We start from the raw sequence: 24,921 nt of genomic DNA on the forward strand, positions 1-24,921 counted from the left end.
GACCTCGTCGGATTCGGAACCCCAAGACTCTACGCCGTTTCTGCTTCGCTTCCAACCGTGTTCCAATTGAACGCCGCCGCGCCTTGCGGTGGGCCAAATACCGCCCTCGCCGGAAGGCTGCTAGCATTGGAACAAGGCATCCCCTTACCCGGATTGGGTCGATAACCATGCTCTACCGCATCCTGGCCGACGCAGTCCTGCTGCTGCACCTCGGCTTCATCCTCTTCGTCGTGTTCGGCGCCCTGCTGGTGGCGCGCCGGCGCGGCCTGATGCCGGCCCACCTGCTGGCGGCGGTGTGGGGCGTCGGCATCGAAGTCACGCGCGCGGTCTGCCCGCTCACCCATGTCGAGAACGCGCTGCGCCGCAGGGCGGGCGGCTCCGGCTACGAGGGCGGCTTCATCGAGCATTACCTGTTGCCGCTGATCTATCCGCCGGGCCTCGACCCCGGTTTCCAGTACCTGCTGGCGGCTACGGTGCTCGTGATCAATGTTGCTCTGTACACATGGATCCTGCGCCGACGCCGCGCCTGAGGGCTTATTCGCGCAGCGCCTGGGCCGGACGAATGCGCATTGCCGCCAGTGCGTGGCGCGCCGTCGAGCCCAGCGCCACCAGACAGGCGATCGCCAGCGCCGCGCCCACGGTCCAGGCGCCGATCGGCGCGCGCTCCATGAAGCTGGCCAGGTAGCGCGTGATGGCGACATAGGCCAGCGGCAGGCCGATCAGGGCGCCCACGCCCAGAAGGAGCGCGAACTCGCGCCCGACCAGGCGCCCGATCGCCGCGTTGCCGGCGCCATACAGCTTGCGCAGCACGATTTCGCGCGCGCGCCGCTGCACGCTGTAGGCCGCCAGCACGTAGATGCCGAAGGCGGCGATGGCGGTCGCGATCACGCTCGACGCGGCCAGCAGCTTGGCCAGGCGCAAATCGTCGGCGTAGTTGAGGGCGAACAGGCTGGCGGCGCGCTTGACCTCCAGCACGTCGTTGGGGAAGTAGCGCGGCCACAGTTCCTCGATCGCCTGGCGCACCGCCCCCTGGCGCGCGTCGGTGCGCACCGTGAAGGTGCCCACCCGTTCGTGCAGGATGTAGAGGGTGTCCTGCATCTCTTCGCGCGCCGAGCGGTGGCGGATGTCGGGCACCACGCCGATCACCTGCATCGGCGCGTACGAGCCGTCCGGCACGCCCACGTATTTGCCGACCGCGTCCTCGGCGCTGGCGAAGCCGAGCTTGTGCACCGCGGCCAGGTTGATCACCAGCCTGTCGCGGTCCTGCAGCTTGTCGCGCGCCGGGTCGTACAGGCGGCCCGCGAGCGGCGCCAGGCCGTACACGCCGAAGAACTCGGGGCTGACCAGCGAGGTGCTGATCTCCACCGCGTCGCCGCCGTCGCGCTTGAAGGCGCCGCTGTTGTAGTTGACCGTCACCGGCGTGTCGCTCTCGGCCACGCCGGTCACGCCCGGCACCCGCAGCAGGGCGTCGCGGAAGGCGCGCACATTGGCGCTGCGCATGTCGCCGGACGTCTCGACGATGAGCAGGGGATCGGGGTCGAAGCCTGGATACAGGCTGCTGGCGTAGCGGGTCTGCCAGGCCACCGCCAGGGTCATGCCGATCAGGCCCATGGCGGTGGCGAACTGCAGCACCGTCAGCACCCGGCGCAGGCGCAGCCCGCCCACGGTCTCGCTGTTGCCGCGTCCCTGGAGGGCGGCGGTCGGATGCACCTTGAGGGCCGAGAAGGTCGGGTAGGCGCCGGCCAGCATTCCGAGCAGCACGCCCAGGCTCAGCGACAGGCCGAGCGAGAGCGGGGTGAACATCCGGTCCAGCCTGCGCTGCACCAGGTCGGCGAACACCGGCAGCAGCAGCCAGGCCAGCAGCAGGCCGATCAGGGTCGCCACCAGGCAGACCAGGATGGACTCGGCCAGGAACTGGCGGCTGACCGCGCCGGCGCCCGCGCCCAGCACCTTGCGCACCGCGATCTCGCGCTGGCGGCGCAGGGTGCGCACCGTGGCCAGGTTGACGTAGTTGGTGGCGGCCAGCGCCAGGATCAGGAGCGCCACGGCGGCCAGGCCGAAGATGGTCTGGCGGTCGCCGTGGCGGGTCGGCTCGCCGCGGGTGTCCGGGTCGAGATAGGCCTCGGCCAGCGGACCGAGACGGAAGTCGATCAGGTCGCGCCCGTTGAGGGCCGCGATCTGGTCCGGCGTCTGGCGCTGGTAGAAACTGGAGGCCAGCATGGCGCGCCGCACCGCGTCCAGCACCTGCCGGGCGTCGGCGCTGGAAGCCAGCTTGACGTAGACCTGGCCGTGCGAGGAGCCCCAGTTGGTGGTCACCAGCTGGCGGTATTCCTCGTCCCAGATGCTGGTGCCGATTCCGGCCAGGATCCCGAAGGGCAGGGTGGTGGCGGCCGGCGGGTCTTCCAGCACGGCGGCGATGCGGTAGGGGCGCCCGCCCACATGCACGGTCTTGCCGAGGGCGTCGATGCTGCCGAACAGCTTGACGGCGGTCTCGCGCGTCAGCGCCAGGGTGTCGGGCCGCGCCAGCGCTTCCTCCAGGTTGCCGGCCAGGACGGGCGGCTGGAAGATCTTGCGGAAGTCCGGATCGACCACGGTCAGCTGCATGGTCTGGACCTCGCTGCCGAGCTTCACGTTGATGTCGCGCTGGATGTAGGCCGCAGCCAGCACCGGCACCCCGCTGCCCACCACGGCCTCGCGCGCGCGCAGGCTGCTGGCGTCGCTCCAGCGGCCGCTCGCGCCCGGGTTGTTCCAGCGCTGCATAAGGCGATAGACCTGCTCGCGCTCGGGCACGTGCCGGTCGTAGGACAGCGAATGGACCACGTAGCCGAGCAGCAGGAAGCAGGCGGCGAAGCCCACCGCCAGGCCCAGGATCACCACCGCCGAGTAGGCCGGTTCCTTGACCAGCAGGCGCCAGCCGATGCGGAAGTCGCGCAGGTTCATGGCGGCGCTCCTCATGCCGCCTGCAGCGCGTCGACCACCACGCGCCCGTCGAGCAGGTGCAGGGTGCGCGAGGCCTGGGCCGCGTGGGCCGGCGAGTGGGTCACCATCACCACCGTCGTGCCCTCGGCGTTGATGGCGCGCAGCAGGCGCATCACCTCGTCGCCATGGGCGGTGTCGAGGTTGCCGGTCGGTTCGTCGGCCAGCAGCATGGCCGGCCTGGCCACGAGGGCGCGCGCGATCGCCACGCGCTGCTGCTGGCCGCCGGAGAGCTGGGACGGGCGATGCCGCGCGCGGTGGGCCACGCCCAGCCGCTCCAGCATGGCCTCCACGCGGCGGCGGCGCTCAGCCGCCGGGGTGCCGGTGTACTCGAGGGCCAGCTCCACGTTCTCGTAGACGCTCAGCTCCTCGATCAGGTTGAAGCTCTGGAAGATGAAGCCGACCTTGCCGCGGCGCAGCGCGTTCAGCCGCGCTTCGCTCCAGCCGGCCACGTTCTGCCCCTCGAACCAGTAGGCCCCCGCGGTCGGCACGTCGAGCAGGCCGAGCACGGAGAGCAGGGTGGACTTGCCGCAGCCGGAAGGGCCGGTGATGGCGACGTACTCGCCGGCGGCGATCTCGAGGTCGATGCGGTCGAGCGCGGTGGTCTGGACTTCGCCCGCGACGTGGATCTTGCTGACGCCTGATAGTTTGAGCATGCTGTTTCCTTGGTGAGTATGGGATCTTAACGTGTGATCCGGAGCTGTTCGGCCTTGCCGAAGGGCTGGTAACTGGAGACGATGACCTGCTCGCCGGCCTTGAGGCCGGACAGGACTTCGACCTGGCTGTTGTTGCGCCGGCCCAGGCGCAGGCTGCGCCTCTCGGCGTGCGCGCCACCGGCGTCGAGCACGAAGGCCCAGGCGCCGCCGCTGTCGTTAATGAAGGCGCCGGTGGGCAGGAGCAGGGCCTGGGCCGGTTCGCCCAGGCTCAGGCGGGCGTCCAGGCTCTGGCCGGGGCTGATGACGGGCGGCTGTTCGCCGGTGAACACCAGCTCCGCCGTGAAGCGGCCCTCGCGGATCTGCGGAAAGACCGCATGCACCGTCACCGGATAGCGGGCCTCGCCCTGGGTGACGCTGCCCTGCAGGCCGGTCTTCACGCGGCTCAGGTAGAACTCGTCGATCTGCACCCTGAGCTTGAAGCGGCGCGGGTCGTCGATGCGGCCGATGTGCTGGTCGGGGCGCACGGTCTGGCCGACCTGGAGGCGGAAATCGGCCAGCATGCCGTCGGCCGGGGCGCGCACCGCCAGCGCCTCGACGGTGGCGTCGACCAGCTGCAGCCCGGAGCGCAGGCCGCGGATCGCGCTTTCCATCTGCTGCAGGCCCTGCTGGCGCACGCGCTCCTCGGTCGCCACGCTGTCGCGCTCGACCCGCAGGGCGCGCCTTTGCTGGGCCAGCTTGTCGGCCGACTCTTCCAGCGCGACGGCGGAGATGAAACCCTGGGCCGCGAGCCGGGTATTGCGGGCGTGCTGCTTTTCGGCCTGTTCGAGCGCGAACTCGAGGTCGGCGATGCGGCGCTGGTGGTCGGTGCGGCCGGCTTCGCGCGCCACCTGCAGGTTGGCCAGGTTGGAAATCTGCTGGGCGTGTTCGGCCTGGCGTTCGAGCAGCTCGAGGTTGCGCTGCGGGTTCGACAGGCGAAAAAGGAGCTGACCTTTTTTGACGGCGTGGCCGTCCTGCACGAACACCTCTTCGACCCGGCCCGATTCGACCGAGTCGAGCATGATGGAATTGAGCGGCTCGGCGCTGGCGCGCACCACGATGTCGTCGCGGAAGATGCCGGGGGTGGCGCGGGCGATGCGCAGGTCTTGCGCCGCCACCTCCAGGCCGCGCGGCATCGCCTGCCAGCCGGCCCAGGCCAGCACGGCCAGCAGGGCGGCCGCGAGGCCAAGGCGTGCATAGGTCCTGGCGCGGCGCCTGGGCAGCGGCGCGTCCATCGCGGCCCCGGTCACGGCATGGGAAGGAGGTCGGTCCATGGTGGTCCTCGAAACGAAATACACGGGCTTTTGCAAGCTCCGTGCCACCCGCTCCAGCGGGCGCTTTGGGCCGCGTTCTCGCGCGAAGTGTCCGGATCCGGACAGGTGGCGGTGTGCGCATCCGGACAGGTGTGCGCGGCCCGTCGCCGGGGCCGCGCGGCGCTGCTAGAATGGCGCACCAACCCTGCCGGACGCCATGGCCGAATCCACCGCCCACATCCTGATCCTCGACGACGACCGCGACGTCGCCTGCGCCGCGCAGATGCTGCTGCGGCGCCGCCACGGCAGGGTCGAGACCCTGGAGGATCCGGCCGGGCTCGACGCCCTGCTGGCGGCGCGCACGCCCGACGTCGTGCTGCTCGACCTCAACTTCACGCCCGGCCGCATCGACGGCGCCGAGGGCCTGCAGGTGCTGGACCGCCTGCGCGCCCAGCCGCGCCCGCCCGCGGTGATCGCCCTGACCGCCTATGCCGACGTGCCGCTGGCGGTGGAAGCGCTCAAGCGCGGCGCGGGCGACTTCATCACCAAGCCCTGGGACAACGCGCGCCTGGCGGCCGCCGTCGACGCCGCCATCGCCCGGCGCGCGGCCAGCGGCGGCGGGCTGTCCTCGAGCCTGATGGGCGACTCGCCCGCGCTGCGCGAGGTGAAGGCGATGATCGCCAGCGTCGCGCCGACCGAGGCCAACGTCATGGTGCTGGGCGAGAATGGCGTGGGCAAGGAGCTGGTGGCGCGCGCCATCCACGCGGCCTCGCGCCGCGCCGCCGCCACCTTCCTGGCGGTGGACATGGGCGCGGTGCCCGAATCCACCTTCGAGAGCGAACTGTTCGGCCACCGGCGCGGCGCCTTCACCGACGCCAAAGCCGACCGCGCCGGCCGCTTCCAGGCCGCGCGCGGCGGCACGCTCTTCCTCGACGAGATCGGCAACATGCCGCTGGCGGCCCAGGCCAAGCTGCTCACCGCGCTGGAGCGGCGCGAGGTGACGCCGATCGGGGCCGACCGGCCAGAGGCGATCGACGTGCGCATCGTCAGCGCCACCAACCTCGACGAGGCGCGCCTGTTCGATCCGAACGTGTTCCGTCCCGACCTGCTGTTCCGGCTGAACACCATCGTGATCCGGGTGCCGCCGCTGCGCGAGCGCCGCGACGACATCCCGGGCCTGCTGCACCATTACCTGTCGCTCTACGAGTCGCAGTACCAGCGGCCGGTGCGCGAGCTCGCGCCCCAGGCCCTGGAGCGCCTGTGCGCATGGTCCTGGCCCGGCAACGTGCGCGCCCTGCGCCATGCCTGCGAGCGCGCCGTCATCCTGGCCGGGCAGCCGGAATACCGGTTCGAGGACTTCGGCCTGGCGGGTCCGGCCGCCGCCGTGACGGCAAGCGCGGCGCCCGAGCCGCCCCGCGCGCCTGGGCCGGAGAGCTTCAGCCTGGATGCACTGGAACGCGAGACCATCGCCGCGGCGCTCGACAAGGCCCAAGGCAACATCAGCCTGGCGGCGCGCATGCTGGGCCTGAGCCGGGCCGCGCTCTACCGCAAGCTGGGCAAGCATGGCTTCTAGCGCGGTCTTGAAGGCGGGGATGGCGCTCGGCCTGCTCGGCGTCGCCGCGCTGTCCTTCGCCGCCGGCGCCCAGCACGAGTCGCCGCGCCTGGCGGTGCTGTGCGTGCTCGCGGCCCTGCCTTTCGCCGCGCTGCTGTGGCGTTGCGGCGCACGCTTGCTGGCCTTGCGCAGCGCGCCTGCGCCGCGCCAGGGCAGCGCGCTCAACATCGAGCAGCAAAGCCTGGTCGACAACGCGCTGGCGCTGGAAGCGCGCCTGGAATTCGCGCCGATCGCCCTGTTCCTGATCGAGGGCGGGGCCGGCGAGGGCGCGGTCACCCCGCTCAATGCCAACGCCCGCAAGCTGGGCGCACCGGGCCGGGCCACGGACCGCGCGGAGCTCTACCGCCAGCTCGCCTCCCAGACTGCCGAGCGGCGCGCCATGATGCAGTTCGAGACCGAGCGCGGCGCCGAGCGTGCGCTGGTCGCGGTGGCCTCCGTGGCGCTCCAGGGGCGGGCGCAGCGCCTCGCGGCCCTGATGCCGGTCGAGAGCGAACTGGAGGCGGAAGCGCTGAACGCCTGGCGCCAGCTGGTGCACGTGCTGACCCACGAGATCATGAATTCCCTGACGCCGGTGGCCTCGCTTTCGCACACGGCCTACGACCTGTTGCGCGAGGAGGGCGGGGCGCTGGATCCGGGCGTGCACGCCGACCTCGGCACGGCGCTCGATGCGATCCGCCGCCGCGCCGACAGCCTGGTCGATTTCGTGGCCAGCTACCGCAGCCTGTCGAATGTGCCGCCCGCCAACCCGGAGCGCATCCGCGTGAGCGAGATGTTCGAGCGGGTGGGCGCGCTGGTCGGCCCGCTGTGGCGTGCCCGCGGCGGGCAGGTGCACTTCTCGGTGGAGCCGGCGTCGATGGAGCTGGTGGCGGATCCCGGCCAACTCGAACAGGCTTTGATCAACCTGCTCAAGAACGCCTTCGAGGCCAGCGCCGGGGTCGAAGGCGCGCAGGCCTGGGTCAGCGCGCGCCTGGTGCGCGGGGCGCGCCTGCGCATCGAGGTGCGGGACGAAGGCCCAGGGGTGCCGGAAGCGGCCGTGCCCCACATCTTCACGCCTTTCTACACCACCAAGAAGCAGGGCGGCGGCATCGGCCTGGCGATGGTGCGCCACCTGGTGCACGCCAACGGCGGCACGGTGCGTTATGCCCGGCCGCTGGGCAAGGGAGCGCGCTTCATCATCAGCTTCTAGCGCGCGGCAGATGAGGCCACCCTTGCGCTAAGCGGGCGACATGGAGGTGCGGGACGGTGGATAATGTCGGGCACAATATTTGTCCATGAAACGGCTTTATTTCGAAGGGAATGTATGAAACCCGTTGTCCACGCCACCATCGCCTTGTCCCTGGCCTTCTTGAGCCCTGCCTTCGCTGCCGCCAGCGCGCCGCCGGCGACAGCGCCTGCGGCCGCGCCGAGCGCCGCCCACCTCAAGTCCGTGCAGGACCTGCTGGCCGCGATGCAGGCCGAAAAGCTGATGCGCAACGTGGCCGCGCGCAGCCGCTACGCCAGCGAGGCGCAGCGCCAGTCCGTGTTCGCCAAGATCGACAAGACCCCGCCCGCCGAGGTCTACCAGCGCCTGGCGGCGCCGGTGGCGAAGATCGTGTCCGCGGAGACCGCGGCCGAAATGACGCGCTTCTATGGCACTCCCTACGGCAAGAAGGTCATCCACGACAAGTACAACAGCAGCTCGCAGATCATCTTCCCCGGCGCGACGCCCGCGGTTCCTCCGGAAGAGAAGAAGGAGCGCAAGCGCCCGGCCTATGTCCGCGCCAGCAAGGAGCTGGCCGACGCCCAGCCGGCGATCGAGCACGAGGCCTTCAAGCTGCTGCAGGCGATCATCAAGGAAAAACGCTGAGGTCCCGGTGCGCGTCTCGAGGGCGCGTACGTGCCGCAGGGATGCGCGCGCGCCCGTCCCTTGAGGCGTCCCGCAGCCTCACGCCCCGCTGGCCGCCGCCAGCCCGTTCAGGTAATCCTGGTAGAAATCGATGAAGGCCCGCAATTTGGCGGGTAACTGGCGGCCGGGCGGCAGTACCGCGTAAATGCCGGCCGGCGGGAGCGACCACTCCGGCAGCAGGCGCACCAGGCTGCCGTCCGCGATACCCACCCCGGCGTTGTACTGATCGAGCACCGACACCCCGGCGCCGGCCTGCAGCAGGGCGCGCAAGGCGCTCGGAGAGTCCACGCGCATGTGCGCTTTCACCTGCACGGTCTCCGCCTGTCCGTCGGGACCCGAGAAGCGCCAGGTCAAGGGCGTCGGCAACAGGCCGAGCGCGATCCACTCGGTCTGCGCAAGCGCATGCGGCCCGTTCGGGCGGCCGGCGCGCCGCAGGTAGGCGGGCGATGCGACCACCATCTGCTGGAACTCTCCCAGCTTGATCGCCCGCAGCGATGAATCCTTCAACCACCCCAGGCGTATGGCAAGGTCGAGCCCCTGCTCGATCATGTCGACCACGCGGTCGCTGGTGCGCAGGTCGATCGTGAGGCGCGGGTGGCGGCGCGCGAACTCGGCCAGGGCCGGCGCCAGGGTCAGGCTGGCATGGTCCACCGTCGTGCTGATGCGCAGCGAGCCTGCCAGCTCTCCGCGTTCCGCCCCCGCCTGCGCGAGCGCGCCGTCCAGGCCTTGCAGCAGGGGGCGGCATTCCTCGTACAGCGCCTGGCCGGCGTCGGTCAGCGCGACCCGGCGCGTGGTGCGTGAAAACAGCGTCACCCCCAGCGCCGCTTCGAGCCGCACGATGTCCACGCTGACCCTGGCCGTCGCGATGCCGAGGCGGTTCGCCGCGGCCGTGAAGCCGCCGGTCTCCGCGACGGCGTCGAAGACCACGAGGGCATTCAGGTCGATCCTGCCGGGTAGCGCCATGGACTGTCCTATTTTTAAGAAATCCGTAAAAGTGAATTATGGATTATTGCATTTATCTGATCAATTCCTCGTGCGAGGATGCGCCGGTCGCTTCACCGAACACAGCCGTACGAATCTCCGGACGGCCGACGTGCGGTGGGCCATCCATCCACAATCAGATCAGGAGTCCATACCATGAATATCGCAATCATCGGCGCAAGCGGCTACGTCGGCTCGGCCTTGCTGGCGGAGGCGCTGGCGCGTGGCCACGCGGTGACCGCGCTCGTGTCGAATCCATCCAGGCTGTCGCCGTCGGAAGGACTGCGCGTGGTCCAGGCCGACGCGCAATCCCCGGATGGGCTGGCGGCGCGCCTGTCCGGCCATGAGGCGGTGATCAGCGCCTTCAGCGGCCACGCACAGGAAGACGTGCTTGGCTATTACCTGTCGGGGATGCGCTCGATCATTGCGGCCACCAAGGCGGCCGGCGTGCCGCGCCTGCTGGTCGTCGGCGGCGCCGGCGGCCTGGAGGTGGCGCCCGGCGTGCAGCTGCTCGACACGCCGCAGTTCCCGGCCCAATGGAAGGCGACTGCCGAGGGGGCACGCCAGGCGCTGGCCCTGCTGCGCGACGAGACCGTCCTGGACTGGACCGTGCTCGCGCCCTCGGCGCACCTGGAGCCGGGCGAGCGCACCGGCGTTTTCCGCCTCGGCCGCGACCAGTTGCTGGTCGACCAGGGCGGCGCGAGCCATGTCTCGCTGGCCGACTATGCGGTAGCCATGATCGACGAACTGGAACGGCCGGCGCATTCGCGCACCCGCTTCACGGTCGGCTATTGAAGGGAAGTCCGGCGCCGCGGGCTTGCTTGCCCCGGCGCCGCGCCGGCTGCTACTCGACCCAGGCGTGGCCGTCGCGCGCCAGCAGCGCGAAGGATTCGGCCGGGCCCCAGGAGCCTGCCGGGTAGGGATGCGGCTTCTCGCCCAGGGTGGTCCAGCCGTTGATGATCGGATCGGCCCATGCCCAGGCGGCTTCCAGTTCGTCGCGGCGCATGAAGTGGGTCAGGCGGCCGCGCACCACGTCGATCAGGAGGCGCTCGTAGGCTTCGGCGCGGCGCTGCTGGAAGGCCGACTGCAGGTCCAGGTTGAGGGTCACCTGCTGCATCTGCATGCCGCTCCCAGGCTGCTTGGCCATGATCTGCAGCTTGATCGCTTCCTCGGGCTGGAGTTCGATCACCAGGCGGTTGGCGACGCCGCCCGGCGCGTCGGGGAACAGCGGGAAGGGCGGGTTGGCGAATTCCACCACGATCTTGGACGAGCGGCGCTGCATGCGCTTGCCGGTGCGCAGGTAGAAGGGCACCTTGGACCAGCGCCAGGTGTCGATGTAGGTGCGCAGGGCCACGAAGGTCTCGGTCTTGCTGTCTTCCGGCACGTTGCGCTCTTCCAGGTAGCCCTCGACTTCCTGGTTGCCGCTCACGCCGTGGGTGTACTGGCCACGCACGGTGTCGCGCGCGATGTCGGCAAGGGTGAAGCGGCGCAGCGAGCGCAGCACCTTGAGCTTTTCGTCGCGCACCGCGTCGGCGTTGAGCGAGGTGGGCGGCTCCATGGCCACGATGCACAGCAGCTGCAGCAGGTGGTTCTGCAGCATGTCGCGCATGGCGCCGGTGCCGTCGTAGAAGCCGGCGCGGCTGCCCACGCCCAGTTCCTCGGCCACGGTGATCTGCACGCTCGAGATGTTCGGCGCGCGCCACAGCGGTTCCAGGATCGAGTTCCCGAAGCGCAGCACCATCAGGTTCTGCACGGTTTCCTTGCCCAGGTAGTGGTCGATGCGGTAGATCTGCGATTCGGCGAAGTGCTTGCCGACCGCCTCGTTGATCTCGATCGCCGAAGGCAGGTCGTGGCCGAGCGGCTTTTCCAGCACCACGCGGGCGTTGCCGTCCACCAGGCCGGCCGCGGCCAGCTTGTCGCAGATGATGGTGAACAGGGCCGGCGCGGTCGAGAGATAGAACACGCGCTGGGCGCCCGGACGCGAGACCTGGGCCAGGCCGCCGAAGTCGGGCGCCGCCTGCACGTCCAGGCGCACGTACTCGAGCAGCTTGAGGAAACCGTCCCAGGTCTTGTCGTTGAAGGCGGACTGGGTGATGAAGGAACGCGAATTCTCCTCGACGTGGGCAAGGTAGGCCTCGCGGTCGAAGTCCTGGCGGCCGGTGGACACGATGCGGGTCGTGGCGGGCAGGTTCCCGTGCAGGAAGGCCATGTACAGGGCCGGCAGGAGCTTGCGCATCGCCAGGTCGCCCATGCCGCCGAAGATGATCATGTCGAGGGGAAGGCCGTTTTCAATCTCAGTCGAGGGATTCATTTCGTGTGTGCTGTAAGAGGTTGGATGATGGCCCTGTGCGCGGGGCCGCAGTCGCCTGCGCCGCGCCGCCGGGCCGGCAAAGCGGGGAAAAGACCGCCGGCGCGCCGCGGATGCGGGACGCGAAGGCAGCGGTCGCACACTCCCTGCATGCGGCTTGTGGCCGGCCGGGAGTGCGGATGAAAAGCTGGCGGGAGGGGTCGCCCGGGTGTCGTCATGTGAGCCAGTACGCTGACATCTTAAACAATCTTCGTCAAATGATAACCGTTGTTGTCCGCGAGTGTGAGAATTGCCGGTGCTTGCGGAGCCGCCGGATGCCCGTGCTATATTGTGAACCGATTTTGGCAACGTTTCCAAAATTCGTCCACAGACCACTACAAGGAGACAAGCATGCACAATCCATCCGGGCGGCTGCAGGCCGCCGTGCTGGCATTGCTGGCCGCGGGCTCGCTGTCGGCGGCCGCCGCCGGCAGGCCGGTTCAGGCCTGGATCACCACCGGGGACCAGTCCAGGTTGCTGGCGCGCGAGGCCGACCTCCGTTTCGGTCCGGGCCAGCCGGCCACCACCGTGATCGAGATCGACCCGTCCCGGCGCTACCAGGAGATGCAGGGCTTCGGCGCCTCGATCACCGACGCCTCCGGCATCCTGATCCAGCAGCGCATGAACCCGGCCCAGCGCGAAGCCCTGCTGCGCGAACTGTTCGGCCCCAGCCCCGGCCTGGGCATGGCCTTCACCCGCCTGACCATCGGGGCCTCGGACTTCTCGCCGACCCATTACAGTTTCGACGACATGCCGGCCGGCCGCAGCGACCCGGAGCTGAAGCACTTCAGGATCGAAGCCCAGCGCGCCACCGTCCTGCCGACGGTCAAGGCGGCCCTGGCGATCAATCCGGAGCTGAAGGTGATGGCCTCGCCCTGGAGCGCCCCCGGCTGGATGAAGAGCAGCGACAGCCTGGTCAAGGGCACGCTCAAGCCGCAGGCCTTCGACGCCTTCGCCCGCTATCTCGGCCGCTACGTCAGCGTGATGAAGGAGGAGGGCGTGCCGATCTTCGCGCTCACCCTACAGAACGAGCCGCATTTCGAGCCCGACAACTATCCGGGCATGCGGGTCGAGCCGGAAAAGCGCGCCGCCTTCATCGGCCGCCATCTCGGCCCGCTGCTGCAGCGCGAGCATCCCGGCACCCAGATCTTCGACTGGGACCACAACTGGGACGAGCCGGATTCGCCGCTGACCGTGTTGGCCGACAAGACCGCCCGGCGCTATGTGCAAGGCGTGGCCTGGCACTGCTACGGCGGCAATGTCAAGGTGCAGGCCGAGGTGCGCGCCAAATTCCCGGACAAGGACACCTGGGTCACCGAATGCTCGGGCGGCCGCTGGTCGCCGGATTGGGCGAACAACCTGATGTATTTCACCCGCACCCTGATCATCGACACCACGCGCGGCTGGGCGCGCGGCGTGCTGCTGTGGAACCTGGCCCTGGACGAGAACGACGGCCCGCACCTGGGCGGCTGCAACGACTGCCGCGGCGTGGTGACCATCGATTCGCGCACTGGGGAGGTGACCCGCAACGTCGAGTACTATGCGCTGGCCCATGCCAGCCGCTTCGTGCGGCCGGGCGCGCGCCGCGTGGCCTCGAGCGAGGCGGCGGGGCAGTTGTCCAACGTCGCCTTCCGCAACCGCGACGGCTCGCTGGCCCTGGTGGTGGCCAATGGCGGCAAGGAAGCGCGCGCGTTTTCCGTCAGGCTCGGCAAGGAGCAGTTCTCGTACACGCTGCCGCCGCAGAGCGTCGCCACCTTCGCCTGGGATGGCAAGCCATGAGAAAACGCCACACTCCCGCTCGCCCTTATTGACAGTGAAATAAAAGCAAGCAGATAATGTGTCCAACGGTTTGGCAACGTTTCCAATTCGAGCTGCATGAATTGGCGGACGTGCCGCACCGAATGGAAGCGTCGGCCGACCGGGTCCGGCGGCTTACTGGCAATGCTCCAGTGCGTCTTGGTCTGGAAACGTTGCCAATAATTTTCGCCACATCTGGCAACGTTTCCAAACACATATAACAACATTCTCTGGAGACCGAACATGGCAAGTCTTGGCAACGCCCGCGGCGCCCGTCCCGCCCTCACCGTCACCCCGATCGCCGCCGCCTGCGCCGCGCTGCTGTGGAGCTTCGCTGCCGCGGCCCAGGATGGCGCGCCGTCCACCGTGGTGGTGACCGGCATCCGCGGCAGTATCGAGAGCTCGATCGCGATCAAGAAGGAATCCGATTCGATCGTCGAGGCCATCACCGCCGAGGACATCGGCAAGCTGCCCGACTCCTCGATCGCCGAATCGATCGCCCGCCTGCCGGGCCTGACCGCCCAGCGCGTGGCCGGCCGCGCCCAGGTGATCTCGCTGCGCGGCCTGGCGCCGGATTTCGGCGTCACCCTGCTCAACGGCCGCGAGCAGACCAGCACCAGCAACGACCGCAGCGCCGAATTCGACCAGTATCCGTCCGAGCTGCTCAGCGGCGTGACCGTGTACAAGACCCCGGACGCCAACATGACCGCGGCCGGCCTGTCCGGCACCATCGACCTGCGCACCGTGCGCCCGCTCGACCGCAAGGGCCGCACCATCGCCTTCAACCTGCGCGGTGAGCACAACAGCAACAAGGAACTCAACAGCGGCTGGTCGAACAAGGGCAAGCGCGTGTCGGTGTCCTATATCGACCAGTACCTGGACGGCAAGCTGGGCCTGGCGATCGGCTACGCCCACCTCGACACCCCGGGCCAGCAGAAGGAATACAAGTCCTGGTGGTGGGGCACCGACAACAACCTGGGCCCGGGCAACCAGGACGTCACCGCGCTCAAGGGCGCGGAAGTCACCGCCACCTCGCGCAAGCAGGTGCGCGACGGCGTGCTGGCCGTGGTCGACTTCAAGCCCAACCGCGACCTGCGCTCGACCCTGGACCTGTACTACTCGGAGTTCGACCAGAAGGAGATCATGCGCGGCGTGATGTGGAACTCGGCCGGCACCGTCACCTACCGCGATCCGCGCATCGAGTCGGTCGGCGGCATCCGCATGCTCACTGGCGGCACCCTGGTCAATCTCGAGCCCATCGTGCGCAACGACTACAACACCCGCAAGGACGAGATGTCGGCCGTTGGCTGGAACACCAGGCTGCGCCTGAACGAGCGCTGGTCGGTGGATGGCGACCTGTCCTATTCCTCGGCCAAGCGGCGCGAAATGACCTCCGAAACCTACGCCGGCCTGGGACCGGGCGGCACGGGCGCGGCCGACAACAACTTCGGCTTCGACATCCCGCTCGGCGCCGGCCTGCCGCGCTTCACGCCCTCGGTCGACCTGGCCAACCCGGCCCTGATCCGCCTGACCGACGTCGGCGGCTGGGGCCACGACGCCACCCAGCACCACCCGATCGTCGAGGACCGCCTCGGCGCGGCCAAGCTGAACGTGCGCGGCGAGCTGGATGGCTTCTTCCGCGACGTCCAGGCGGGCCTGAGCTATTCCAAGCGCGAGAAGTCGCACTCGGACGTGTCGCAGACCTTCTGGCTCAAGAACAACCGCGCCCTGACCACGGTGCCGGCCGACCTGATCGGCCCGACCACCTCGCTGGCCTGGGCCGGCATCCCGGGCGTGCTGTCCTTCGACCCGCGCGCCGCCCTGGCCACCTTCTACGACAAGCGTCCAGTCGACACCGACGTCGCCCAGCAGGACTGGGAAGTCGAGGAAGAGCAGGCCATCGGCTACCTGCGCCTGGGCATTGACAGCGCGCTGGGCAAGGTGCCGCTGCGCGGCAACCTGGGCGTGCAGTACGTGCGCGTCGACCAGACCGGCATGGGCAAGGCGGTCAGCGGCAACGTGATCACCCCGCTGCGCGGCGACCACAGCTACCACGACTGGCTGCCCAGCCTGAACCTGAACTTCGACCTCGGCAACTACGTGCACGACACCTACCTGCGCGTGGGCATGGCCAAGACCGTGGCGCGTCCGCGCATGTCGGACATGCGCGCCGGCGTCTCGGCCGGGGTCAGCACGACCACCCTGCGCTGGAACGGCGGCGGCGGCAATCCCAAGCTGGAACCGTGGCGCGCCAATTCCTTCGACCTCTCGCTCGAACACTACCTGGGCAAGGGCAGCTATGTCTCGGCCGCCTACTTCTTCAAGGACCTGAAGAGCTACATCTACAACCAGCAGCGCGAGTTCGACTACACCGGCTTCCCGAATTCGAGCGCCGTGGTGCCGATCTCGAACATCGGCACCATCAACCAGCCGGCCAACGGCCAGGGCGGCTTCGTGCGCGGCATCGAGATTACCGCCGCCCTGCAGTTCGGCATGCTGTGGGAGCGCCTGGACGGCTTCGGCGTGCAGGCCAGCGCCTCGGGCACCGAGAGCTCGATCCACCCGAACGGCCCGAACACCAAGGAAAAGCTGCCCGGCCTGTCGGGCGTCGTGGCCAACCTGACCATGTTCTACGAGAAGAATGGCCTGTCGGCGCGCGTGGCCCAGCGCTACCGCTCGGCCTTCCGCGGCGAAGTGACCGGCTTGTTCGCCCAGCGCGCCTTCAGCGAGATCCTGGCCGAGAAGCAGGTCGACCTGCAGCTGGGCTACGAGTTCCAGGACGGTCCCTACAAGAACCTGTCCTTCCTGCTCCAGGTGAACAACCTGGGCAACGAGCCTTACGAAACCCGCCAGGGCAGCCCCTTCGCCAGTGGCGCCAATGCGCCGGAACGCTACACGACCTACGGCCGCCAGGTGCTTTTCGGCGTGAACTACAAGCTGTAAGCTTCGGCTTACCGAAACAGAGGAGAACAGAGTGACGACACGACGACATGCGATGCGCCTGCTGTGCGGGGCATCCCTGATGGCCGCCTTCGCGGCCCACGGGGCCCCGGCGGCCAAGGCAGCGCAGTGGCAGGTGTTCACGACCGCCGAAGGCGCGCCGCAGCGCTTCGCCGCAAGGACCCTGGACGCGCCGCGCCCCGCCGGCCAGCCGCTCGAGACCGAGACCGCGGTGTTCGTGGACACGCGCCAGCGCTACCAGGAGGTGTTCGGCTTCGGCGGCGCCATCACCGACGCCACGGCGGAGGTCTACGCGCGCCTGACGCCCCAGGCCCAGCGCGAATTCATCAAGGCCTACTTCGACCCGCGCGAAGGCCTGGGCTACAACGTGCTGCGCACGACCATCCACAGCTCGGACTTCAGCAGCGAGAGCTACACCTACGTCAAGGACGGCGACCGCTCGCTGGCGTCCTTCAGCATCGAGCACGACATGAAGCACCGCGTGCCGCTGCTGCGCCAGTCGCTGGCCGCCAGCAAGTCCTACGGCACCGGCATGCGCGTGTTCGCCAGCCCGTGGAGCGCCCCGGCCTGGATGAAGACCAACAAGAACATGCTGCAGGGCGGCAGCCTGCTGCCGGGCGACCGCGACCTGTGGGCCAGCTACATCGTCAAGTTCGTGCAGGCCTACGAGAAGGCGGGCATCCCGCTGTGGGGCCTGTCGGTGCAAAACGAGCCGATGGCCAAGCAGACCTGGGAATCGATGCTCTACACCGCCGAGGAGGAGACCCGCTTCCTGGGGGACCACCTCGGACCGGCCTTGAAGCGCGCCGGCCTGGGCGACAAGAAGATCATCGTCTGGGACCACAACCGCGACCTGCTGCCGCAGCGCGCCGCCCACATCCTGTCCGACCCCAAGGCCCGACCCTACGTCTGGGGCGTGGGCTTCCACTGGTACGAGACCTGGGCCAAGGGCCAGCCCATGCACCGCAACGTGGCCGCCGTGCACGCGGCCTACCCGGACGTGCCCCTGATCATGACCGAGGCCACGGTGGAGAAGTTCGACCCGGCCAGGCTGCAGTCCTGGGCCAACGCGGAGCGCTACGGCAGCGAGATCCTGGCCGACCTGGCGGCCGGCGCCTCGGGCTGGGTGGACTGGAACATGCTGCTCGACATGCGCGGCGGTCCCAACCACGTGGGCAACTACTGCTTCGCGCTGCTGCACGCGACCGACGACGGCCAGCTGGTGAGCACCCCGAGCTATGCCTACATGGGCCACTTCACCCGCTACATCAAGCCCAAGGCGCGGCGCGTGGGCGCCACCACCAGCCGCAGCACGCTCGACACGGTGGCCTTCCGCAACGCCGACGGCAGCCTGGCGGTGGTGGTGCTCAACAAGACCGACGCGGCGCAGCGCTACCGCCTGATGGTCGACGGCCAGGAAGTGGCGGTCGAGATTCCGGCCCACGCGATCCAGACTGTGGTACGGTAGCGGCAGCCCAGGCGGCGGGCCCGGACAGGCCGGCCGCCGCCCGCTTTTTTGACCAAGGATCCTTCGTGCCGACCATCAAAGACGTCGCCCGCCTGGCCGGGGTGGGACTCGGAACCGCCTCGCGCGTGGTGCGCGGCAAGGGCTCGGTGTCGCCGGACAAGTTCGAGCGCGTGAAGAAGGCGGTCGACGCGCTGGGCTACCGGCCCTCGCACGCTGCGCGCTCGCTGCTGTACGGGAGCTCGCGCATGATCGGCGTCTACATCCCGATGCTGTCCGGGACCTTCTACACGGCGATCCTCAAGATCGTCGACGCCGAGCTGCGCGGCGCCGGCCTGCACATGATGGTCGCCTTCGGGGTGGGCAAGGGCGATGCGCGGCGCGAGGCGATCGACGGCGTGGGCCTGCTGATCGAACGGGGCTGCGACGGCGTGATCGTGCTCACCAGCCCCCTGCAGGAAAGCGACCTGGCCTTGTTCGGCCCGCGCCGCGAGCGTCTGATCGCGCTGAACACCAGTTTCGACAGTATCGCCAGCCAGTGCTTTACGGTCGACCACCGCCTGGGCGGCCGGCTGGCGGCGCGCGCCCTGCTCGAACAGGGCCACCGCGAGATCGCGGTTATCGCCGGGCCCTGGAAGGTGGCGGACAACGTGGAGCGCCTTCAGGGCTTCATGGAGGAACTCAAGACGGCGGGAATCGACACCGAGGCGATCTGGGTGGCCGAGCGCGACTTCTCCTCCAGCGGCGGCTGGTCGGCGGCGCACGAGCTGCTGGCCTCGCGCCGGCGCTTCACGGCCCTGTTCTGCGCCAACGACGAGATGGCGCTGGGCGCCATGTCCTGTTTCCATGAAGCCGGCATCCACGTGCCGCGCGACGTATCCGTAATCGGCTACGACGACGCGCCCAGCGCGGCCTTCTCGGCGCCGCGTCTGAACTCGGTGCGCATACCCTGGCGCGAGATGACCCACAGCGGCATCGCGATGCTGCTCAATCTTCTCGACGGCGGGCAGCGGCCGGTAATGCGCAACTTCCCGATCAGCGTGACCGTGCGCGCGTCCCTGGCCGCGCCGGGAGCGGGCGTGCCCGCCGCCGCGGCGCCGCCAGCAGCACCAGCAGCCCGGCGCCGCTCAGCGCCCAGGACGCCGGCTCGGGCGCCGCAATGAGCGCGAAGGCGATGCAGCGCCACGCGCTTTAGGCGCGGGGCGGTAGGATCAGGCCAGCGGATCGATCGCGAAGGCCGGCATCTGCGCACTGTCGCGGGCGCAGGCCAGGAACTTGTCGGCGGTGACCAGGGCTTCGTTGATGGTCACGTCCATGTCAAGGTAGCGGTAGGTGCCGAGGCGGCCGACGAAGGTCACGTTCGGTTCCTTGCGCGCCAGGTTCACGTACAGTTCCAGCTGCTGCTTGTCGCGCGCCAGGCGGATCGGGTAGTAGGGGATGTCCTTCTCCTCGCACTGGCGGCTGTATTCGACATAGCAGACCGTCCCTTCGTGGCTTTCCCAGGGCGAGAAGTGCTTGTGCTCGGTGATCCGGGTGTAGCGTTTCTCGTCGTCGCAGTAGTTGATCACGGCGTTACCCTGGTAGTCGCCGGTGTCGCGGAAGACCTCGAAGTCCAGGGTGCGGTAGGGCAGGCGGCCTTCGGCGTGGTTGAACCAGGCGTCGATCGGACCGCTGTAGAACACGTGCGCATAATCGCCCTTGTTGGCCGGGTCGAAGCGGGTGTTCAGGTGCACGCTCACGCCCGGCACGTCGAGGATGCGCTCGACCAGGGCGGTATAGCCGTCGGCCGGCATGCCCTGGTACTTGTGGGCGAAGTAGTTGTCGTCGTAGTTGAAGCGCACCGGCAGGCGCTTGAGAATGCTGGCCGGCAGCTCGCTGGGGTGCAGACCCCACTGCTTCATGGTGTAGGTCTTGAAGAAGGCCTCGTACAGCTCGCGGCCGACGAAGCGCAGCGCCTGCTCCTCGAAGGTGGTCGGGTTCTCGATGCTCTTGTCGCCCAGTTCGCGCAGGAACTCCTGGGCCTCGGCCGGGCGCAGGGTCTTGTTGAAGAACTGGTTGATGGTCAGGAGATTGATCGGCAGGGTGAACACCTGGCCGCGGGTGATGGCCTTGACGCGGTTGACGAAAGGCTTGAATTCGCTGAAGCGGTTGACGTACTCCCAGACCCGCTCGTTGTCGGTGTGGAAGATGTGCGGTCCATAGACGTGCACCATGACGCCGGTATCGCTGTCGCGCTCCGAGTGGCAATTACCAGCGATGTGGTTGCGCGACTCGAAGACGTCGACCGTGTAGCCGGCCTGGGCGAGCTGATTCGCAATGACAGCTCCTGAGAAGCCCGCGCCGACGATGGCGATGTTTTTTTTCATGAGTGGTTCCTATGTTTCTGTAGTGATCTGTTCCGTTTCATTCCACGGTCTTGTTATGGAGATATCGGTGAGGCGGTGAGAATGGTGCTAAAAATATATCATCGATACCCGGTTTCATACCGCACAATTGACAATGGCGGCCGCCCGTTGGCGGCGCTGTTATCATCTTGTTCCCTGCAGGAAGTGAACCCATCATGTGTGTCAACTATCGGACTCCCACGCGCGAGGAATTCGGCACCCTCGGCGCCTTCAGCGAGCTGCCGGCCGACTGGCGCTGGCCGGAAGAGGTGTGGAAGGATTACCAGGCGCCCATCCTGCGCCGCGACGGCGCGGGGCGCCTGGCGCCGGCGCTGGCGAGCTACGGCATGGTGCCGCGGCGGCACATCCCGCCCGGGGTCAAGCCTTTCGACACCATGAACGCGCGCGCCGAATCGCTGGGCGAACGGCGTTCCTTCGCGCCGGCCTGGCGGCGGCTGCAGTTCTGCGCGGTGCCCATGACCTGTTTCTACGAACCCTGCTACGAGAGCGGGCGCGCGGAGCGCTACGGCATCGGCATGCAGGACGATGCTGTGTTTTTCGTGGCGGGGCTATGGCGCGAGTGGAGCGAGGCGGATGGATCGGTGCAGGCCTCCTTCACCCAGATCACCATCAACGCCGACGAGCATGCGCTGATGCGCCGCATGCACAAGCCGGACGACGAAAAGCGCTCGCTGGTGATCCTGCCGGCAGGCGAGGTCGAAGAGTGGCTGGCCTGCCGCGACCTTGAGACGGCGCGCAGCTTCCTGCGCCACTATCCTGCGGAGAGAATGAAGGCATGGGCGGCCCCGCGCACCGTGGCCAAGGCCGCGCCGGCGCCCGAGGTCTCGCCCAACCTGTCCCTGTTCTGAGCGGCTAAAGGGCCGACAGTCCCAGGTGCCTGGCGTGCTGGCGCAGGAAGGCCAGGTGGGCTTCGCGCGTCGGCGGGCCGTCGTAGGGCAGGACGGTCCAGCGTTCCGAGGCCCGCATCGACCGGCCCGGCGCCAGCGTGCGCAGGGGCGCGTGCACTTCCATTTCGATCATTCCCGAGACCGGATCGCCCGGCGCCACGTCGTGGTAGAGCTCGACCTGTCCCTGGTCGGGATGGATCGCGCCGCGCGGCTGCAGCGGAAACTGGATGATGAAGGCCTGGGCACTGTGGAAGCCCGCCATCCAGCCCGCCGCCGGCTGGATGAACAGCTTGCCCTTGCGGACGGCCGCGTCCGGCTCCGGCAGGTCGACGCTCACGAAGCCGTCCTTCATGGTGTAGCGGATCGGATCGACGCCTTCGGGCGACTGCATGCGCACGTCGCCTTCAGCGGCGATCGGCACGTAGACGTGGGTGTCGACCCGCACGCGGGTGTTGAACCAGATGTCGCGTACGACCTTCTTCTTGCGAATGTTGGTCGCGGTGACTTCGAGCTGGAGGCTGTTGGGACGGTTCTTGACGAAGGCGTAGCGCTTGCGCAGCTGGATGCCGGTGACTTGGCTGGGCAGGCTTTGTACGACCAGTTCGGACGGCGTGCGCTGCATCAGGCTGTAAGGGGCCAGGGTCAGGAAGGGATCCGGCGGCCAGCTGGCCTTGGCGGCCGCGCGATCGGGCAGCACGTCCTGGTCGGTCCACCAGGTCTTTTGCGGGCCGACCCAGACTTCGTGGCCCTGGTAGCGGATGTAGCCGGTGGCGGCGTTCACGGGCGCGTCGGCGTCGCCGGCGGTTTCGTCGACGTGGAGGACGTTGGCCTTGCCGCTCAGGCCGAAAGACAGCACGCGGCCGCCCGCGGCCTCGCTGGCCAGCACGGTGATGCTGCCGTTGTCGAGGCGGTGGGCGGGGATCGGGGCCGCGGCCTGGGCGGCGGTGTGGACGGCGCCGATGAGGGCAAGCGCAAGCGTGAACCGTGAAGAGGCGGGCATGTCGGTGTGTTCGGCAGGGACCAGGACCGCCAGCATAGCAAGAAAGCATCGTCCTGCGGCGGGCGAGCGACAGCGATGTGCCGGTTTCCTATGGGTGTTGCATAGAGTGCACGAGATATCATGCGCACAAGGTTTTACGGGGTGAGCTCTGGTTATAATTTCACGCTTACCAATCCAACCGGGCAGGGCGTCATGTCGGCTGAAATACAGTTCTCGAACAACTACCGTGACCTGAGCAATTCATCCGGCGTCGATGCCGGCTTCCAGTTCGAGTTCTACTGCCAGCGCTGCAGCGACCGCTGGCGCACCCACTTCAAGCCTTATCGCAGCGCCCAGGCCTCGGGCTGGCTGCAGAAGGGCGCCAGCATGTTCGGCGGCATGCTGGGCAATGCGAGTTCAGTGCTGAGCGGGATGGCGCAGGCCGGGTGGCACAGCGCGCGCGACGAGGCCTTCAAGGAGGCGGTGGCGGCGGGCAAGGCCCACTTCAACCGCTGCGGCAACTGCCACAGCTACGTGTGCAGTCCATGCTTCGATGGCGCCAACGGCTTGTGCTTCAACTGCGCGCCGAACGTGCAGGTCAAGATCACCCAGGCGCGCGCGGCAGGCGAGGTGCAGAGCGCGTCGGACCTGGCCTACGACGAGGGCAAGAGCCGCGGCGTGCGGCACGACGTGCGCCAGACCATGCAGCTCGTGTGTCCGCAATGCCGGGCGGAGACCCATGGGGCCAAGTTCTGTCCTGAGTGTGGCTACCGGATGGCGCAGCAGGTGGCGTGCGTGAGCTGCTCCACGATGCTGCAGCCGGGGTCCAAGTTTTGCACGGAGTGCGGGACGCGGCAGGGCTGACGGACAGGGGGGGGGGCACCGGCTGATGGACGGCGAAGGTGGCGCGGTCGGGCTGATGGTGGGGCCCGGGGGGGCGCTATACGCTGTCGCTGTTTCAAATGCCGTCCCATCGTCACGCGTACGCCTTCGTACCGCTTGCTAACATCGGTGCGGGAATCCTGGTTTCATTAGCGGTCAGCGCATGTCGCGTCGAGCGCTCGTGACATGCTTTCGGATCTCATTGATGCGCCAAGGTCGCTAATTACGTCTTTACATTGGTAACCGGACGCTCCCAATCATCTCACCGGTTCTGGCTCCCCAAGCACTTGGCTTGCACGAGATGGCGACCTAGCGCTTCTCGACTGCGACCTGGTCCCAAATCGCGGTCATGTGCTGCCTGTAAAGCGCCGCTTCGGGCTTATTCAGTGCAGCGTCGAGTTTGCGCTCCCCTCCAAATGCTTCGACTCCCGGCTGCCGTGGCTGTACCAAGGAGGCGCCGCGAATTGCCAGTTTTGTCGCGCCTTCACGCAGGATGACCTTGATAGTCGAGGGGTCGACCCCGCCTCCACAATATAAGCTATAGGGTACGGTGACCTCTGCCTTCCCGTCCTTGTTGAGATCCGTGAAACGAACCTGCGCCGTAAAGAATTCACCGTCGACGTCCAGGCCGGGGCAATCGCTCATGTCGCGGATGGTCCATTCGCGTTGCCACTGACCGGGGGAGAGACGTCGATAAAAATCCGCGCGGAGGTCGACGCGTTCGATGCGGCCCGAGTGTGGTGCGGAGGGTGACGCGCCGGACTTTCGGCTGAGAACCAGGATGTGTTCGCCATCGCGGTCGGCAATGCGAAAGGCCGCGGCGAGCCTGCCTTCAATGGGAATGCGCTCGGCCGCGAGCTGCTTGGCGTGGACTCCGTGTGGCTTGCCGACCCCAGCCTGCGCTTTGCTGTCGCCCGTTGACCACAGCATGCAGGCGCCCACGACAATATGTGTTAAGTATGCAAGGGCTGAACAAGCACCTTTCTCGTACAGCAATTGCGAAGTTCTCGAGAACTGCGCCATCAGCGTCACTATGTTGCCTGCGCTACGCGCCCTGAGTTCATGTCGGGCGCTGGAGGATATGCCGGATGTGGATTCCCGTTGCAATCGACACCAGAATGGCCAGGATCACACATGTCGTCAGGCTATATCGATCCCAGATGCTGTCTGATCGCCATGCTAACAATCTCGACGTCGCCTAACTGCGGTAGCAGCAGGAGATGCTCTATCGCACTTACCTTTCTTAGGTTTTCGAGAACGGGCATCCCGCCCAGCACAAGGGCTGGCTCAAAACCGTACATTTCGTTATCGTTGAGCGGTCCGAGCTTCTTCAGAGCTCGCCGGAATAATCCCTTTTCGTTGACATCCTCGAGATCGAGGTCGTCGGGATTCTGCATGCCGATAAAGATCGACAGGTGCAGATCCGCTTCTTCTGGTACTGGCGCGGTGCGCGCGTCTGATCGGTAAATGGTTTGATCCGAAGCCGATATCGTGACTATCGATGTCGTTGACTCGTCCCATAAAAAGAGTTGGCCAAAGGCGCTTCTCGCGATGATCCATAAACCACCGCTGTCAAGGCCACCTGCTTCGGCCCAAGCCTTCGCCACTGGCGAATACTCGATCGGATCGACGAGCCAGAACAGGCCATCACCAAACCCGCCCAACCCAACTTCGCGCCAATACTCAAAAAGCTTTTCCGGTAAGTGGCCGGACAATATCTTGGCGTGCTCAGCACTCGGTTGACGACGCAAGCTTGTGGGGGGGAGATGAGCAATGAGGTCCTTCAGATCATCATCCAT

The 24,921-nt window shown here is 67.8% G+C and carries 20 protein-coding genes and 1 pseudogene; 11 read left to right on the forward strand and 10 right to left on the reverse strand.

Annotated elements, in window-relative coordinates; genetic code table 11:
* Positions 1–167 precede the first annotated feature (167 nt).
* The gene (locus tag B0920_RS04850; protein ID WP_078031422.1) at positions 168–530 is read left to right on the forward strand and encodes a DUF2784 domain-containing protein; all 363 of its coding nucleotides are present in this window, start codon (positions 168–170) and stop codon (positions 528–530) included.
* A gap of 4 nt (positions 531–534) precedes the next feature.
* Here the strand turns inward: B0920_RS04850 and B0920_RS04855 are convergent, their stop codons facing one another.
* From B0920_RS04855 to B0920_RS04865, 3 genes are read right to left on the reverse strand one after another with little or no spacing between them, the layout of a single operon-like run.
* Entirely contained in the window at positions 535–2,940 is a 2,406-nt protein-coding gene (locus B0920_RS04855; protein ID WP_078031423.1) for an ABC transporter permease, read from the reverse strand.
* A gap of 11 nt (positions 2,941–2,951) precedes the next feature.
* Positions 2,952–3,632 carry an ABC transporter ATP-binding protein gene (locus B0920_RS04860; RefSeq protein ID WP_078031424.1) on the reverse strand — a complete coding sequence of 227 codons (681 nt, stop codon included), beginning with the start codon at positions 3,630–3,632 and terminating at the stop codon, positions 2,952–2,954.
* Between the two features lie 26 nt (positions 3,633–3,658).
* Positions 3,659–4,942 carry an efflux RND transporter periplasmic adaptor subunit gene (locus tag B0920_RS04865; RefSeq protein WP_229455184.1) on the reverse strand — a complete coding sequence of 428 codons (1,284 nt, stop codon included), beginning with the start codon at positions 4,940–4,942 and terminating at the stop codon, positions 3,659–3,661.
* A gap of 196 nt (positions 4,943–5,138) precedes the next feature.
* On the opposite strand from B0920_RS04865, the gene B0920_RS04870 reads away from it, so the two are divergent.
* From B0920_RS04870 to B0920_RS04880, 3 genes are all read left to right on the forward strand, one after another.
* The gene (locus tag B0920_RS04870; RefSeq protein ID WP_078031426.1) at positions 5,139–6,494 is read left to right on the forward strand and encodes a sigma-54 dependent transcriptional regulator; all 1,356 of its coding nucleotides are present in this window, start codon (positions 5,139–5,141) and stop codon (positions 6,492–6,494) included.
* Positions 6,484–7,719 carry a PAS domain-containing sensor histidine kinase gene (locus B0920_RS04875; protein ID WP_078031427.1) on the forward strand — a complete coding sequence of 412 codons (1,236 nt, stop codon included), beginning with the start codon at positions 6,484–6,486 and terminating at the stop codon, positions 7,717–7,719. Before B0920_RS04870 ends, B0920_RS04875 begins: the two co-directional genes overlap by 11 nt.
* A 114-nt stretch (positions 7,720–7,833) precedes the next feature.
* Positions 7,834–8,379 (forward strand): hypothetical protein, encoded by a 546-nt coding sequence (locus B0920_RS04880; protein WP_078031428.1) that lies wholly within the window; start codon positions 7,834–7,836, stop codon positions 8,377–8,379.
* 78 nt (positions 8,380–8,457) lie between these two features.
* Here B0920_RS04880 and B0920_RS04885 read toward each other — a convergent pair whose 3' ends face one another.
* Positions 8,458–9,381, reverse strand: a complete 924-nt coding sequence (locus tag B0920_RS04885) for a LysR family transcriptional regulator (RefSeq protein WP_078031429.1) — start codon at positions 9,379–9,381, stop codon at positions 8,458–8,460.
* A 174-nt stretch (positions 9,382–9,555) separates the two neighbouring features.
* On the opposite strand from B0920_RS04885, the gene B0920_RS04890 reads away from it, so the two are divergent.
* Positions 9,556–10,194, forward strand: coding sequence for an NAD(P)-dependent oxidoreductase (locus B0920_RS04890; RefSeq protein WP_078031430.1), 639 nt, complete (start codon positions 9,556–9,558; stop codon positions 10,192–10,194).
* 49 nt (positions 10,195–10,243) lie between these two features.
* Here B0920_RS04890 and zwf read toward each other — a convergent pair whose 3' ends face one another.
* Positions 10,244–11,710: a glucose-6-phosphate dehydrogenase gene (gene zwf, locus B0920_RS04895; RefSeq protein WP_078031431.1), complete on the reverse strand. Its 1,467-nt coding sequence runs from the start codon at positions 11,708–11,710 to the stop codon at positions 10,244–10,246.
* A 387-nt stretch (positions 11,711–12,097) separates the two neighbouring features.
* On the opposite strand from zwf, the gene B0920_RS04900 reads away from it, so the two are divergent.
* The 4 genes and pseudogenes from B0920_RS04900 to B0920_RS04915 all read left to right on the forward strand — a co-directional run.
* On the forward strand, positions 12,098–13,525 hold the full coding sequence (locus B0920_RS04900; protein ID WP_078031432.1) for a glycoside hydrolase family 30 beta sandwich domain-containing protein: 1,428 nt from the start codon (positions 12,098–12,100) through the stop codon (positions 13,523–13,525).
* A 261-nt stretch (positions 13,526–13,786) separates the two neighbouring features.
* Positions 13,787–16,486 carry a TonB-dependent receptor gene (locus B0920_RS04905; RefSeq protein WP_078031433.1) on the forward strand — a complete coding sequence of 900 codons (2,700 nt, stop codon included), beginning with the start codon at positions 13,787–13,789 and terminating at the stop codon, positions 16,484–16,486.
* Positions 16,487–16,517: 31 nt separating this feature from the next.
* Positions 16,518–17,972, forward strand: coding sequence for a glycoside hydrolase family 30 beta sandwich domain-containing protein (locus B0920_RS04910; RefSeq protein ID WP_218669338.1), 1,455 nt, complete (start codon positions 16,518–16,520; stop codon positions 17,970–17,972).
* 65 nt (positions 17,973–18,037) lie between these two features.
* Positions 18,038–19,015, forward strand: a pseudogene (locus B0920_RS04915) (LacI family DNA-binding transcriptional regulator); the annotation flags it as partial.
* On the opposite strand, the gene B0920_RS26525 reads toward B0920_RS04915, so the two are convergent.
* Entirely contained in the window at positions 19,005–19,145 is a 141-nt protein-coding gene (locus B0920_RS26525; protein ID WP_373887893.1) for a PEP-CTERM sorting domain-containing protein, read from the reverse strand. The pseudogene B0920_RS04915 and the gene B0920_RS26525 sit on opposite strands and share 11 nt — an antisense overlap.
* A gap of 35 nt (positions 19,146–19,180) precedes the next feature.
* Complete coding sequence (gene glf, locus B0920_RS04920) at positions 19,181–20,335, reverse strand: UDP-galactopyranose mutase (RefSeq protein WP_078031435.1); 1,155 nt, start codon at positions 20,333–20,335, stop codon at positions 19,181–19,183.
* A gap of 194 nt (positions 20,336–20,529) precedes the next feature.
* Between glf and B0920_RS04925 the strand changes: the two genes are divergently transcribed.
* Positions 20,530–21,222, forward strand: a complete 693-nt coding sequence (locus tag B0920_RS04925; RefSeq protein WP_078031436.1) for an SOS response-associated peptidase — start codon at positions 20,530–20,532, stop codon at positions 21,220–21,222.
* Positions 21,223–21,226: 4 nt separating this feature from the next.
* Here the strand turns inward: B0920_RS04925 and B0920_RS04930 are convergent, their stop codons facing one another.
* A complete protein-coding gene (locus B0920_RS04930) occupies positions 21,227–22,261 on the reverse strand; it encodes a DUF4380 domain-containing protein (RefSeq protein WP_078033295.1) in 1,035 nt (344 codons plus the stop codon).
* 192 nt (positions 22,262–22,453) lie between these two features.
* Between B0920_RS04930 and B0920_RS04935 the strand changes: the two genes are divergently transcribed.
* The gene (locus tag B0920_RS04935; protein ID WP_078031437.1) at positions 22,454–23,104 is read left to right on the forward strand and encodes a zinc ribbon domain-containing protein; all 651 of its coding nucleotides are present in this window, start codon (positions 22,454–22,456) and stop codon (positions 23,102–23,104) included.
* 327 nt (positions 23,105–23,431) lie between these two features.
* Here the strand turns inward: B0920_RS04935 and B0920_RS04940 are convergent, their stop codons facing one another.
* Positions 23,432–24,145 carry a M949_RS01915 family surface polysaccharide biosynthesis protein gene (locus tag B0920_RS04940; RefSeq protein ID WP_373887894.1) on the reverse strand — a complete coding sequence of 238 codons (714 nt, stop codon included), beginning with the start codon at positions 24,143–24,145 and terminating at the stop codon, positions 23,432–23,434.
* Between the two features lie 122 nt (positions 24,146–24,267).
* Positions 24,268–24,921, reverse strand: a complete 654-nt coding sequence (locus B0920_RS04945; protein WP_078031439.1) for a GAD-like domain-containing protein — start codon at positions 24,919–24,921, stop codon at positions 24,268–24,270.

Source organism: Massilia sp. KIM (assembly GCF_002007115.1).
GTDB lineage: Bacteria > Pseudomonadota > Gammaproteobacteria > Burkholderiales > Burkholderiaceae_D > Telluria.